14 protein-coding genes are annotated in these 12262 nt (G+C 70.4%); 7 read left to right on the forward strand and 7 right to left on the reverse strand.

Features of this window, described 5'->3' with window-relative positions; all coding sequences use genetic code 11:
• Window positions 1-62 precede the first annotated feature (62 nt).
• Together J5X86_RS42305 and J5X86_RS42310 are read right to left on the reverse strand one after the other, a co-directional pair.
• Window positions 63-701 (reverse strand): hypothetical protein, encoded by a 639-nt coding sequence (locus J5X86_RS42305; protein WP_208521940.1) that lies wholly within the window; start codon window positions 699-701, stop codon window positions 63-65.
• A complete protein-coding gene (locus tag J5X86_RS42310) occupies window positions 694-1515 on the reverse strand; it encodes a carboxylesterase (RefSeq protein ID WP_208521941.1) in 822 nt (273 codons plus the stop codon). The genes J5X86_RS42305 and J5X86_RS42310 overlap by 8 nt, the downstream gene beginning before the upstream one ends.
• A gap of 126 nt (window positions 1516-1641) precedes the next feature.
• Here J5X86_RS42310 and J5X86_RS42315 point away from each other — a divergent pair, with 126 nt between their 5' ends.
• The 4 genes from J5X86_RS42315 to J5X86_RS42330 all read left to right on the forward strand — a co-directional run bounded on the left by J5X86_RS42315 (window position 1642) and on the right by J5X86_RS42330 (window position 5566).
• Window positions 1642-2367 carry a 1-acyl-sn-glycerol-3-phosphate acyltransferase gene (locus tag J5X86_RS42315; protein ID WP_208521990.1) on the forward strand — a complete coding sequence of 242 codons (726 nt, stop codon included), beginning with the start codon at window positions 1642-1644 and terminating at the stop codon, window positions 2365-2367.
• A gap of 78 nt (window positions 2368-2445) precedes the next feature.
• Window positions 2446-3681 carry a MacS family sensor histidine kinase gene (gene macS / locus J5X86_RS42320; protein ID WP_208521991.1) on the forward strand — a complete coding sequence of 412 codons (1236 nt, stop codon included), beginning with the start codon at window positions 2446-2448 and terminating at the stop codon, window positions 3679-3681.
• The gene (locus J5X86_RS42325; RefSeq protein WP_208521942.1) at window positions 3678-4358 is read left to right on the forward strand and encodes a response regulator transcription factor; all 681 of its coding nucleotides are present in this window, start codon (window positions 3678-3680) and stop codon (window positions 4356-4358) included. Before macS ends, J5X86_RS42325 begins: the two co-directional genes overlap by 4 nt.
• Window positions 4359-4537: 179 nt before the next feature.
• On the forward strand, window positions 4538-5566 hold the full coding sequence (locus J5X86_RS42330; protein WP_208521943.1) for a 6-phosphofructokinase: 1029 nt from the start codon (window positions 4538-4540) through the stop codon (window positions 5564-5566).
• A 99-nt stretch (window positions 5567-5665) separates the two neighbouring features.
• Here the strand turns inward: J5X86_RS42330 and J5X86_RS42335 are convergent, their stop codons facing one another.
• The 3 genes from J5X86_RS42335 to J5X86_RS42345 form a co-directional block, all read right to left on the reverse strand.
• Entirely contained in the window at window positions 5666-7621 is a 1956-nt protein-coding gene (locus J5X86_RS42335; protein ID WP_208521944.1) for an anthranilate synthase family protein, read from the reverse strand.
• A gap of 93 nt (window positions 7622-7714) precedes the next feature.
• Window positions 7715-7771: a trp operon leader peptide gene (locus J5X86_RS53075; protein ID WP_107119202.1), complete on the reverse strand. Its 57-nt coding sequence runs from the start codon at window positions 7769-7771 to the stop codon at window positions 7715-7717.
• A gap of 34 nt (window positions 7772-7805) precedes the next feature.
• Window positions 7806-8393, reverse strand: coding sequence for a Uma2 family endonuclease (locus J5X86_RS42345; RefSeq protein ID WP_208521945.1), 588 nt, complete (start codon window positions 8391-8393; stop codon window positions 7806-7808).
• 169 nt (window positions 8394-8562) lie between these two features.
• On the opposite strand from J5X86_RS42345, the gene J5X86_RS42350 reads away from it, so the two are divergent.
• Together J5X86_RS42350 and J5X86_RS42355 are read left to right on the forward strand one after the other, a co-directional pair.
• Window positions 8563-9912 (forward strand): class II 3-deoxy-7-phosphoheptulonate synthase, encoded by a 1350-nt coding sequence (locus J5X86_RS42350; protein WP_208521946.1) that lies wholly within the window; start codon window positions 8563-8565, stop codon window positions 9910-9912.
• 140 nt (window positions 9913-10052) lie between these two features.
• On the forward strand, window positions 10053-10340 hold the full coding sequence (locus J5X86_RS42355; RefSeq protein ID WP_208521947.1) for a bacterioferritin-associated ferredoxin: 288 nt from the start codon (window positions 10053-10055) through the stop codon (window positions 10338-10340).
• A gap of 43 nt (window positions 10341-10383) precedes the next feature.
• Here J5X86_RS42355 and bfr read toward each other — a convergent pair whose 3' ends face one another.
• Entirely contained in the window at window positions 10384-10899 is a 516-nt protein-coding gene (bfr, locus tag J5X86_RS42360; RefSeq protein WP_208521948.1) for a bacterioferritin, read from the reverse strand.
• Window positions 10900-11057: 158 nt separating this feature from the next.
• Here bfr and J5X86_RS42365 point away from each other — a divergent pair, with 158 nt between their 5' ends.
• Window positions 11058-11681, forward strand: coding sequence for a sulfite oxidase-like oxidoreductase (locus tag J5X86_RS42365; protein WP_208521949.1), 624 nt, complete (start codon window positions 11058-11060; stop codon window positions 11679-11681).
• A gap of 25 nt (window positions 11682-11706) precedes the next feature.
• Here the strand turns inward: J5X86_RS42365 and J5X86_RS42370 are convergent, their stop codons facing one another.
• The gene (locus J5X86_RS42370; protein WP_208521950.1) at window positions 11707-12216 is read right to left on the reverse strand and encodes a DUF4396 domain-containing protein; all 510 of its coding nucleotides are present in this window, start codon (window positions 12214-12216) and stop codon (window positions 11707-11709) included.
• Window positions 12217-12262 lie beyond the last annotated feature (46 nt).

A 12262-nucleotide genomic window follows, 5' to 3' on the forward strand; every position in this document is an offset into this window, starting at 1 on the left:
CGGAGCCGGAGCCGGGACGCCCGGCTCCGGAGCGCCGGGGTCAGACGACGGCAGCCCCGGGGTCAGACGACGGCGCCGCGCCCCGGGTCCTCGTCCTCTTCCTCGTCGTCGTCCTTCATCCGCATCACCAGCGTGACGAAGCCGCCCAGGAAACCCCCGACGCCCAGCGTCGCGATCCACCAGACCATCTCGACCTGGAACAGCACCACACCGAGCAGCAGCAGCGGCCCGCCCAGCACGCCCAGCCAGGCGAAGCGGGAGGTGGTGTCCGACTCGGGGAGCGGGGGCGGCTCGGGCGGGACGAAATGGCCCTCGTCGGTCTCGTCGAAGTCGTCCTCGGACGACTCCTCGGGCTCCCAGTCGCGGGGGCCCACGCCCGGGGCGTAGACGATGAAGCCGCCCACCGGCTTGCCGGTCTTGTCGGTCTTGGTCAGCCCGGCCGTCGCCGCCCCGCCGACGGCCTCGCCGTCACCCGGTCCGTCGGGGTCGGTGTCGGTGTCGGTAACGGTGTCGCCGTCCGCCGCGGACGGGCGGTCCTGGTCCCGCTCCCGCTCCTCGTCGAGGTTCTCGGCGGCGGGCCATCGCTCGGCGCCCGGAGGGTCGTGCGGCTCCTCCCCGTACGCGGCGACGATGGCGGCGAAGGCGGCGTCGTCATCGCGCCGCGCGTCCGCCTCGTTCTCGTTCGAGTCGCGCTCAGCCACTGGCCGCCGCCCCCTCCTTCCCGCTTCCCTTCCCGAGGTCGGTCCGGGTGTCGGTGTCTTCACCCATACCCGCCGTCAGCCGGGTGATGAACGTGTCCGTCTCCTCGAAGATGAACTCGGCGTCATGGTCCAGGGTCGCCACGTGGAAGCTGCGCTCCAGCAGCCGCTCGGTGACGTCCCGCGAGGACACCTGACTCAGGATGCGCTCGGAGTCGGCCGACGGCACCACATGGTCCTGGGGGCTGTGCATCACCAGCAGCGGCTGGGTCACCTGGGGCAGTTCGGCGTCGACCACCCGGTAGAGGCGGCGCATCGAGTGCACGGCGTGCAGCGGCATCCGGTCGTACCCCGACTCCTGCGCCCCCGGCTTGGCGATATCGCTCGCGATGCCCTTCACCGAAGGCACCAGATGACGCAGCACCGGAAGGGCCACGGCCAGCGGATCGTGGATGCGGTTGGCCGGATTCACCAGGGCGAGGCCGCTGATGGCCGCGCCGTGCTGGGCGGCCAGCCGCAGTGCGAGCGCCCCGCCCATCGACAGACCGCAGACGAACACCCGCTCGCAGCGCCGGATCAGCGACCGCAGCTCGCGGTCCACCTCCGCGTACCAGTCCTGCCAGCCGGTGACCGCGAGGTCCTGCCAGCGGGTGCCATGGCCGGGAAGCAGCGGCAGTGAGACGGTCAGACCACGGGCCGCGAGATGGTCGGCCCAGGGCCGCACGGACTGCGGGGAACCGGTGAAGCCGTGACAGACGAGGACGCCGATCTCTCCGCCGTCATGGCGGAACGGCTCGGCTCCGGGCAGGAGCGGCACCACGGATCTCCGTTCACTGGGGAAGCGGGTATCGAGGTCCTCAGCGTACGCGGCGCGCCGCGTACGGGGTAGGCAGGTTAAAGTCTCCTCGTCGGATACAGGAGGTCCCGGTTGTTCTACGGCGCTATGAAGCTGTCGGTGGGTGGCGCGTTGAAGCTCACCTTCCGGCCCTGGGTCGAGGGGTTGGAGAACGTCCCCGCCGAGGGGCCGGCCATCCTCGCGAGCAACCACCTCTCCTTCTCCGATTCCTTCTTCCTGCCCGCGATGCTCGACCGGAAGGTCACCTTCATCGCCAAGCAGGAGTACTTCACCACCCCCGGGGTCAAGGGGCGGCTCACGGCGGCCTTCTTCAAGGGCGTCGGCCAACTCCCGGTGGACCGCTCGGGGTCGCGCGGCGCCGGTGAGGCCGCCATCAAGGCGGGCATTGATGTGATCAAGCGGGGTGAGCTCTTCGGCATCTACCCCGAGGGCACCCGCTCGCCCGACGGACGGCTCTACCGGGGCAAGCCGGGCGGCCTGGCCCGGGTCGCGCTCGCGACCGGTGCGCCGGTGCTCCCCGTGGCGATGATCGACACCGAGAAGATCCAGCCCCCCGGCAAGGTCATGCCCAAGCTGATGCGGCCCGGTATCCGGATCGGCAAGCCGCTGGACTTCAGCCGCTACCACGGCATGGACGGCGACCGCTTCATCCTGCGCTCGGTGACCGACGAGGTCATGTACGAGATCATGAAGCTCTCCGGCCAGGAGTACGTGGACGTCTACGCGACCGCCGCCAAGCGGCAGATCGCGGATGCCGAGGCGACCCGTAAGGCGGCCGAGAAGGAGAAGGACAAACACAAGTCCGGCGCCTAGCCGCGCCGCACCGGGGGGTGGGGGACGTTGACGGAGCGGTCCAGAGGTGAGCGCGCCGGGGGCGAGCGCGTGGTGCGGATGTCCGTCGAGCAGCCGCTGTGGCAGGCGCTGACCGCCTACCGGGTGCTCACCCTGCTCTACGCGCTCGGCCTGTGCGTCTACTCCTTCGACGACTACGACCACCCGCTCGGCGCCGTCGTCTATCTGGCGGTGCTCACGCTGTGGACGGCGCTCACCTTCCGGATGGTCTCCTCGGCCGAGCGCTGCACCCGGCAGTTCCTCGTCGGCGACCTCGGTATCGCGGTGACCGGCATCCTGCTCACTCCGCTCGTGGACAGCCACGACCGGATCGTCGAGGGCACGCCCACCCTGCCCTCCATATGGACGATGGGCGCGGTCCTCGGCTTCGCGATCAAGGGTGGCTGGCGCTGGGGCGCCTCGGCCTCCACCGTGGTCTGCGCCGCCAATGTGATCGAGCGCGGCGGATTCGCCCAGGACACCGTCCATATGCTGATGCTGGTGTGGGTGGCGAGCGTGGCCATCGGCTACGTCGTCGAGGTGGCCCGCGCCAGTGAGCGCACCCTCGCGCGGGCGCTGCGCATCGAGGCGGCGACCCGGGAGCGGGAGCGGCTGGCCCGCGACATCCACGACAGCGTCCTCCAGGTGCTCGCCATGGTGCAGCGGCGCGGCGCCGCGATCGGCGGCGAGGCGGCCGAACTGGGCCGGATGGCGGGGGAGCAGGAGATCGCGCTGCGCACCCTGGTCTCCACCGGTCTGGTGACCCCGCCGCGCGGGGCGGACGCCGCACCTGACCCGGGCGGCCTGACGGACGTGGTGGGATCGACGGCCGAGCCCTGTCCGCCCGACCCCGAGCGCTCCGACGGCGGACCCTGCGATCTGCGCGCCCTGCTGGCGCCGCACGCGGGCTCCCGGGTCACCTTCTCCGAACCGGGCGCCCCGGTGCTCCTCCCGGCGGGCGTCGCCGGGGAGTTGGCCGCCGCCGTGGGCGCCGCCCTGGACAACGTACGGGTCCACGCCGGGGAGGACGCCCACGCCTGGATCCTGCTGGAGGACGAGCCGGAGGCGGTGATGGTGACCGTACGGGACGACGGCCCCGGCATCCCCGAGGGGCGGCTGGCGGACGCGGAGGCGGAGGGCCGCCTGGGGGTGGCGCTGTCGATCCGGGGACGGCTGCGCGACCTCGGCGGCACCGCCGCGTGGATCTCGGCGCCGGGGCAGGGCACCGAGGTGGAGTTGACGGTTCCGAAGACGCCGGTGAAGAAGGCGAAGGCAAAGGGGGAAGCGGCACGATGACCGCTCAGCACGACGGCCGCCCGATGACGGTGATGGTGGTCGACGATCATCCGATGTGGCGCGACGCGGTGGCCCGGGACCTGGCCGAGGCCGGGTTCGACGTGGTGGCCACGGCCGGGGACGGACCGCAGGCGGTCCGCCGGGCCAAGGCCGCCGGGCCCGATGTCCTGGTGCTCGACCTCAACCTGCCCGGGCTGCCGGGGGTCGAGGTGTGCAAGGAGGTCCTCGCCGACCGCCCCGAGCTGCGGGTGCTGGTGCTCTCCGCGAGCGGTGAGCACGGGGACGTCCTGGAGGCGGTCAAGTCCGGGGCCACCGGCTATCTGCTGAAGTCGGCCAGCACCGAGGAGCTGCTGGACGCGGTGCGCCGTACGGCGGCCGGCGACCCGGTGTTCACCCCCGGCCTCGCGGGCCTGGTGCTCGGCGAGTACCGGCGGCTCGCGGGCGAGCCCGCCTCCACCGCCGCCGACCGGCCGGCCGTCCCGCAGCTCACCGAGCGTGAGACGGAGGTGCTGCGGCTGGTGGCCAAGGGGCTGTCGTACAAGCAGATCGCCGAGCGGCTGGTCATCTCGCATCGCACGGTGCAGAACCACGTCCAGAACACCCTCGGCAAACTCCAGTTGCACAACCGCGTGGAGCTGGTCCGCTACGCCATCGAGCGCGGTCTGGACGACGCCTGAGGCCGTCCGGCTGAGGCCGTGACACCGCCTCACCCCTCGTACGGGTGAAGTTCAAAACCAACTCCCTTGATCCGCACGGGAATCGACTGACGCCCCATCCCATGTGACCTGGATCACCGTTAGCGTGGCTCTCCGTACCGGGCCCAATCACGGGATTCCATGGGAGAAGGGAAGAAACGATGCGGGTCGGAGTGCTGACCGGCGGCGGTGACTGCCCCGGGCTCAACGCGGTCATCCGCGCTGTCGTGCGCAAGGGCGTACAGGAATACGGCTATGACTTCATCGGCTTCCGGGACGGCTGGCGCGGCCCTCTCGAGAACGACACCGTTCCCCTCGACATCCGCGCGGTGCGCGGCATCCTGCCGCGCGGCGGCACCATCCTCGGCTCCTCCCGCACCAACCCCCTCAAGAGCGAGGACGGCATCCGCCGGGTCAAGGAGACCCTGGTCAAGGAGGAGGTCGACGCGCTGATCGCGATCGGTGGCGAGGACACCCTCGGCGTCGCCGCCCGGCTCTCCGGCGACTACGGGATCCGCTGCGTCGGCGTCCCCAAGACCATCGACAACGACCTGTCCGCCACCGACTACACCTTCGGCTTCGACACCGCCGTCAACATCGCCACCGAGGCCATCGACCGGCTCCACACCACCGCCGAATCGCATATGCGCGTGCTCGTCGTCGAGGTGATGGGCCGTCACGCCGGATGGATCGCCCTGCACTCGGGGCTCGCCGGTGGCGCCAATGTCATCCTCCTCCCCGAACAGCGCTTCGACGTCGACCAGGTCTGTGCCTGGGTCGAATCCCGCTTCAAGATCCGCTACGCCCCGATCGTGGTCATCGCCGAGGGCGCGATGCCCAAGGACGGCGACGCGGTCCTCAAGGACGACTCGACGGACTCCTTCGGCCATGTCCGGCTCTCCGGGGTCGGCGAATGGCTGGCCAAGGAGATCGAGAAGCGCACCGGTAAGGAGGCCCGCACCACCGTCCTCGGCCATGTCCAGCGCGGAGGCACGCCCAGCGCCTTCGACCGCTGGCTGGCCACCCGCTTCGGGCTGCACGCCATCGACGCGGTACGGGACGAGGACTTCGGGAAGATGGTGGCGCTGCGCGGCACCGACATCGTCCGGGTTCCGCTTGCCGAGGCGACCGCACGGCTCAAGACCGTCGATCCCTCGCTCTACGCCGAGGCCGAGGTCTTCTTCGGCTGAGGCCGTCTGGGTGCAGTACGGCGATGGGCCGGGCGCGTCTTTCGCGCCCGGCCCATCGTCACGTCCATCGTCATGCCGCCCGCTGGGCCGGTGGGCCCTTCAGACCAGCACGGCCGCCAGCAGCTCCGTCACCAGCGCCGCCCCGTCCCGCGACAGCACCGACTCCGGGTGGAACTGCACACCGGCGAAGCCTGGTCCGCGCAGCGCGTGCACCTCGCCGGTCACCGGATCCCGGCTCAGCTCCACGCGGTGCAGCGCCAGCTCCGTCTCCGCCGCCTCGTCGCAGCGCGCCGTGAAGGTGTTGTAGAAGCCGACGGTCTCCTCGCGCCCGAAGAAGTCGATCCGCTCCTGCGCGCCCTGGAACGGCACGTCCTTGCGCACGATCTCCAGCCCCAGCTCGGCCGCGATCAGCTCGTTCCCCAGGCACACCCCCAGCAGCCCGTGCCGGTGCCCGGCCACCAGCTCGGCGGTCAGCGCCCGCAGGAACCGCATCTTGGGGTCGGCCGCGTCGCCGGGGTCGCCCGGCCCCGGCCCGAGCACCACGGGCCCCTGATGCGCCAGCGCCGCCTCCCGCACCCCCGGCTCGTCGTATCGCCGCACGGTCACGGTCAGCCCCGAGGTGCGCAGCAGATGCGCGAGCATCGCGGTGAACGTGTCCTCGGCGTCGATCACCAGGGCATGCCCGGACAGCCCCCCGGCCAGGGGCCCGTCCGCCGGCGGCGGGGTCTGCTGCATCCGCAGCCAGAACGGCGCCAGGTCCGCCCGCCGCGCGTCCAGCGCCGCCCGCACCCGCGGATCGTCCGCGAGCCGCGGCCGCGGGCCCTGCCCCTCCGGCCGTACGGGCGCCGGCCGCACGCCCAGCGCGGTCAGCACCCCCGCCGCCTTGGCGTGCGTCTCGGCCACTTCGCCGCGCGGGTCCGAGTGGCGGACGAGCGTCGCGCCGACCGCCACCTTCAGCGATCCCCCGGGGTCGATGTCGGCGGTGCGGATCAGGATCGGCGAGTCCAGGGTCTGGGCGCCGCCGCCGTCCCGTCCGATCAGCGCGAGCGCCCCGGCGTAGTAGCCGCGCCCGGCCCCGTCCGGCCCGAGGGGCTCATAGCGCTCGATCACCCGGCAGGCGTTCTGCACCGGCGAACCGGTGACCGTCGCGGCGAACATCGTCTCGCGGAGCACCTCCCGGACGTCGAGCGAGGAGCGGCCGCGCAGCTCGTACTCGGTGTGCGCGAGATGCGCCATCTCCCTGAGCCGGGGCCCGATCACCGTCCCGCCCATGTCGCCGACGGTGCACATCATCTTCAGCTCCTCGTCCACGACCATGGACAGCTCCTCCACCTCCTTACGGTCGTGCAGGAAGTCCAGCAGCCCCTCCGCGCTCGCCCCGCTCTCGGGATAGCGGTACGTCCCACTGATCGGGTTCATCACGACGGTTCCCCCGGACATCCGCACATGCACCTCGGGGCTGGCGCCCACCAGCGTCCGCCCGTCCGCCAGCCGCACCACATACGTCCAGTAGGCGCCCCGCTCACCGGCCAGCAGCCGCCGGAAGAGCGCGAGCGCGTCGCTGCTGCCGAAGCCCGGGATCTCGCCCCGGAACGTCCGCCGGATGACGAAGTTGGCGCCCTCGCCGGTGCCGATCTCGTCCTCGAGGACCCGGCTCACGATGGACGCGTACGCGTCGTCGTCCACGTCGAACGCCCCGCCCTCGACCCGCACCCGGTGCGCGGGCAGCGCCTCCAGCGCCTCGGCGAGCGGCAGCTCGTAAGTCTCCCGCGGGCGCAGCACGGCCAGCGGCGTCCCGTCGTCGCGCACCTCGAACCCCCGCTCGCGGATCTGCCGGAACGGCACCAGCGCGAGGGCGTCCGCCACCGGCGCGCCATCCGTCGGCGCTCCGGTCGGCAGCGGGATGTCGGTCAGCCGCTCCACCTCGCCGACCGGGCCGAGCAGCACCTCGACGGTGTCGGGTGCCCGGCCCGGGGTGCGTCGGTGCAGCAGGGCGAAGGGCGGCGCGTCGTCGGCGAGCAGCCGGGCGACGACGGCCTCAGCGGTGTGGTGCATGGCGGATGGTTCCTTCCGGAATGAGGAACGGCCCGCGGAAACGCCGAAGGCCGCCCCTCGGGCGGCCTTCGCGAGATCTTGGGAGTGCGCGATTCAGCGGGCCGCCGGATGAGCGGTCCACCACCAGGTCATGGTCAGTCGCGCGAACATGCGGTGGACTTTACCTCAGCGGCGGGACATGGGGTCAGCCGGCGCGCCTGCCGATGGTGGTGAGGTCGATGTCCACCGTGAAGGGCGCTGTGATCGCGAGCTTGTCGTGGTGGATTCCGGTCAGCGAGAAGCACTCCGTGGCCGGGTCGCGCTCGTAGGTGTAGACGACGGTGCGGCCCGCGTCGTTCTCTACCCGCCAGTAGTGGCGGATGCCGGCCTTCGCGTACTTCCGTGGCTTGGTGTCGCGGTCCCGATCCTCCGAGTCCGGCGACACGGCTTCGACAGCCAGCACGACGTCTTCCGGCAGGTAGAACGTGGATGGCTCGTCGCGCTCGTACGCCTCACGGGTCACCACGATGACGTCCGGCTCGGGAGCCTGGCGCTTGGCGAGGCGCACGGTCATCTCGCGATCGGCCCGCAAACCGTCCGGGGCCTGCTGGTCCAGCTCCCTGACCAGCAGATTGATCACCCGGCTGTGCCATTTTTGCTGCGGGCTCACGAAGACGAGGCTGCCGTCGATGAGCTCGGTGTGTGGAGGAAGTCCGGGCAGCCGCAGAAGATCCTCGGCGGTGAAGCCACCAGGCGGCGGGATCACCCAGTCGGGCAGCGGCTCGCCACTCATGGGCCAAGAGTACGCGGCGGGAGGGCTATCGCGGGGCCGGAGTTGGCCGGTCCCGGCGGCCGAGCCGACGTTTTCGGATGTGGCGGGGCGCGTCCATGGCGTGGTGGAAGGTGTCTCACCCTGTGGGCAACGGGCTGGACGGCCGTGGAGACCCCGTAACCTTGTGCGGGTGACCGTGAACGCTGAAACCCACGCCGGTGGCCACACCTGGCAGTCTCTTCCCGCGGCGCAGCAGCCCGACTGGCCGGACCGAGCGGCTCTGCGCGATGTGATCGCTGAGCTTGAGTCCTATCCGCCGCTCGTCTTCGCGGGCGAGTGCGACGCGCTGCGGCACCGCCTGGGGGCCGTGGCGCGGGGCGAGGCGTTTCTGCTGCAGGGCGGGGACTGCGCCGAGGCATTCGACGGCGTGGGCGCCGACCAGATCCGTAACAAGCTGAAGACGCTCCTGCAGATGGGCGCCGTGCTGACCTACGCCGGGTCCGTCCCGGTGGTGAAGGTGGGCCGGATCGCCGGGCAGTACAGCAAGCCGCGCTCGAAGCCGACCGAGACCCGCGACGGGGTGACCCTGCCCACATACCGTGGCGACTCCGTCAATGGATTCGAGTTCACCCCCGAGGCGCGGATCCCCGATCCGCAGCGGCTGAAGCGGATGTACCAGGCGTCGGCCTCGACGCTCAACCTGGTGCGTGCCTTCACCACCGGCGGCTACGCCGACCTGCGCCAGGTGCACGCCTGGAATCAGGACTTCGTGAAGTCGTCGCCGTCGGGCCAGCGCTACGAGGCGCTGGCGCGCGAGATCGACCGGGCCCTGGCCTTCATGAACGCCTGCGGGGTGGACCCGGAGGAGTTCAAGACCGTCGAGTTCTTCTCCTCGCACGAGGCACTGATCCTGGACTACGAGACGGCGCTGACCCGCACCGACTCGCGCACCGGTGAGCTGTACGACGTGTCCGGGCACATGGTCTGGATCGGTGAGCGCACCCGGCAGCTGGACGGGGCGCATATCGAGTTCGCCTCGAAGGTCCGCAACCCGGTGGGCGTGAAGCTGGGTCCGACGACCACGCCGGAAGAGGCGCTGTCGCTGATCGAGCGGATCGACCCGGACCGCGAGCCGGGCCGGCTGACCTTCATCACCCGGATGGGCGCGGACAAGGTCCGCGACAAGCTGCCCAATCTGGTGGAGAAGGTGACCGCCTCCGGCGCGCAGGTCGTCTGGGTCTGCGACCCGATGCACGGCAACACCTTCGAGGCGGCCTCCGGGCACAAGACCCGCCGCTTCGACGATGTGCTGGACGAGGTCAAGGGCTTCTTCGAGGTCCACAAGGAGCTCGGCACCCATCCGGGCGGCATCCATGTGGAGCTGACCGGCGACGATGTCACCGAGTGCGTGGGCGGCGGCGACGAGATCTTCGTCGACGATCTGCACCAGCGCTACGAGACGGCGTGCGACCCGCGGCTCAACCGCAGCCAGTCGCTGGACCTGGCGTTCCTGGTGGCGGAGATGTACCGGGACCAGTGAGGGCCATCCGGTAGAGATCATAAAGACGCAGGTGGGGCGCGGATCACAACGATCCGCGCCCCTTGTCCGTTGTGGGGCTCCGGTGCGGCAGGTAAGGTAAGGGTTACCTCACTGATCAACGCCATCGCTGGAGAGAGCCCGTGTACGTCTGCTCATGCTTCGGCATCACCGAGCAGCAGGTGCGTCAGCACGCGGAAACAGGCGCGTGCACCCCGCGCCAGATCGCCGGTGCCTGCAAGGCGGGCACGGACTGCGGATCGTGCGTGCGGAAGATCCAGGCGTTGCTGGGCCGCGGCGCGTGCCCCCGGCGCGAGGCGCTGGACCCGGTCGTGCTGACGACGGCCACGGTGACGACGACCGCGGCGACGGCTGCCGCGGCGACGGCTGCCGCTTCCGTCCCGGCGCCGACGGCGGCCGAGGCGGCCTGACCGGCGGCCCGGCCCGGTCGCTCCGGGCTCAGTGGCTCCGGGCTCAGTGGCCCTTCCCGCAGTAGTTGCCCCCGCCGTGATCGTCGCTGGGCTGCTCGATCTGCTGGGCGATGTAGAGGGCCTCACCGAGCTTTTCGATCAGCTCGAGCTGCGTGTCGAGATAGTCGATGTGGAGTTCCTCGTCGGCGAGGATGTACTCGAAGAGATTGGCCGAGGTGATGTCGCCCTTGGACCGCATCAGCTCGATGCCCCGCTTGAGGCGATCGATCGCCTCGACCTCCACCTGCCGGTCGGCCTGGAACATCTCGGTCGCCGTCTGGCCCACCCGGACATGGAAGAGCCGCTGGTAATTGGGCAGGCCGTCCAGGAGAAGGATCCGGTCGGTGAGAAGCTCCGCATGCTTCATCTCATCGAAAGACTCCGACCGGGTGTATTTGGCAAGCCGAGTCCAGCCAAAGTGGTCCTGCATCTTTGAGTGCAGAAAGTACTGATTGATCGCGGTCAGCTCGCCGGTCAGCTGCTCGTTGAGGAACTCGAGGACCTCGGGGTCACCCTGCATCGGAGGGGCTCCTTCCAATCCGATCGGGAACGGCAGGTTCCGCGCATCGTGTCACCGCGCCTGTTGGGGCGTCCAGTAAGTGCACGCTTAGTACGAGTTGTGCCCGTCCCTGATGCCCTGGTCACGACCACCCCCGGCGGTCTGAGACCATGGAGCCCATGGGTCAGTCGGAAAGCCGCGAGGGGGAGCTCGCGAAGCTGCCCCCTGGGCAGCGACTGCAGCGCGGTTGGCCGGTTACGCACTATGGGCCGGTCCCGAAGTTCAGGCCGGAGCGATGGGAGTTCCGGGTCTTCGGCGCCACGGCGGACGGCGATAAACACTGCTGGACGCATGAAGAGTTTTCGGCGCTGCCGTACTCGACGGTCGTGGCCGATCTGCACTGCGTCACCAAATTCAGCATGCTCGGCGCCGAATGGGGCGGGGTTTCCGCGCTGGAGATCGTGGGGCTCGCGCCGCCGGCGCCCGATGTCACCCACGTGATGGTGTGGGCGGAATACGGCTTCAGCTCGAATCTGCGCCTGACGGACTTCATGGCGGAGACCACGATTTTCGCGACGCACAAGGACGGGGAGCCGCTCACCGCCGAGCACGGTTTTCCGGCGCGGCTGGTGGTGCCCCATCTCTATGCCTGGAAGGGCCCGAAATGGGTGCGCGGCGTGGAGTACATGACCGCCGACCGCCGCGGCTTCTGGGAGGAGCGCGGCTACCACAACGTCGGCGACCCGTGGGCGGAGCAGCGCTACTCCTACCAGGAGGCGCCGGGCGACGGCCCGGAGTTCTAGTTGACGGCGTCGCCGTGTTTCGCGGTCAGTGGAACTGGTGGACCACCGCATGCCCCTTGCCCCGCGCGATCATCCACTTGTTGACCGGCGTGGTGAGCAGGAACGCCACCACGAACGACAGGGCCAGGCTGAGCCAGAAGAGCGCGTCCGACAGCGTCGCGTCCATCGCGCCGGGGAAGAGGGCGATCGTTCCGTTGTCGGCCAGTTCCATGATCGTGATCGATACGGTGTCGGCCGCCAGAGCCACCCGCAGCGCGCTGCGCACATCGAGCCCCGCCCGCAGCACGCCCCGCATGGTCAGGGAGTAGCCGAAAACAAAGGCGAGCGCGATCGCCAGGATCATGGTCGGGACGTTGTGCCAGGCCAGGGCCGTGCCGATGGCCATGCCCGCGATCTCGCCGATGGCACAGCCGGTGAGGCAGTGCAGGGTGGCCTGGGCGGCCATCGGCCAGCTCGTCGCGCCCTTACGGTGCTCATGGTGTCCATGGCGCTCGTAAGGTCCGCTCCGCGTGTGCTCATGCTGCCGCATGTCCATACCCCCAGCGGTGATCGGTGATCGGTCGACCCGTTCAACGCTATAC

The organism is Streptomyces sp. NEAU-YJ-81, from assembly GCF_017592595.1.
Taxonomy (GTDB): Bacteria; Actinomycetota; Actinomycetes; order Streptomycetales; family Streptomycetaceae; genus Streptomyces; species Streptomyces hygroscopicus_B.

What these genes read in the sequence shown, in the direction of transcription:
- J5X86_RS42365 (WP_208521949.1), top strand. Translation starts at nt 11,058, where the DNA reads ATGGGTCAGTCGGAAAGCCGCGAGGGGGAGCTCGCGAAGCTGCCCCCT.
- J5X86_RS42315 (WP_208521990.1), top strand. Translation starts at nt 1,642, where the DNA reads ATGAAGCTGTCGGTGGGTGGCGCGTTGAAGCTCACCTTCCGGCCCTGG.
- macS (WP_208521991.1), top strand. Translation starts at nt 2,446, where the DNA reads ATGTCCGTCGAGCAGCCGCTGTGGCAGGCGCTGACCGCCTACCGGGTG.
- J5X86_RS42330 (WP_208521943.1), top strand. Translation starts at nt 4,538, where the DNA reads ATGCGGGTCGGAGTGCTGACCGGCGGCGGTGACTGCCCCGGGCTCAAC.
- J5X86_RS42325 (WP_208521942.1), top strand. Translation starts at nt 3,678, where the DNA reads ATGACCGCTCAGCACGACGGCCGCCCGATGACGGTGATGGTGGTCGAC.
- bfr (WP_208521948.1), bottom strand. Translation starts at nt 10,899, where the DNA reads ATGCAGGGTGACCCCGAGGTCCTCGAGTTCCTCAACGAGCAGCTGACC.
- J5X86_RS42345 (WP_208521945.1), bottom strand. Translation starts at nt 8,393, where the DNA reads ATGAGTGGCGAGCCGCTGCCCGACTGGGTGATCCCGCCGCCTGGTGGC.
- J5X86_RS42370 (WP_208521950.1), bottom strand. Translation starts at nt 12,216, where the DNA reads ATGGACATGCGGCAGCATGAGCACACGCGGAGCGGACCTTACGAGCGC.
- J5X86_RS42335 (WP_208521944.1), bottom strand. Translation starts at nt 7,621, where the DNA reads ATGCACCACACCGCTGAGGCCGTCGTCGCCCGGCTGCTCGCCGACGAC.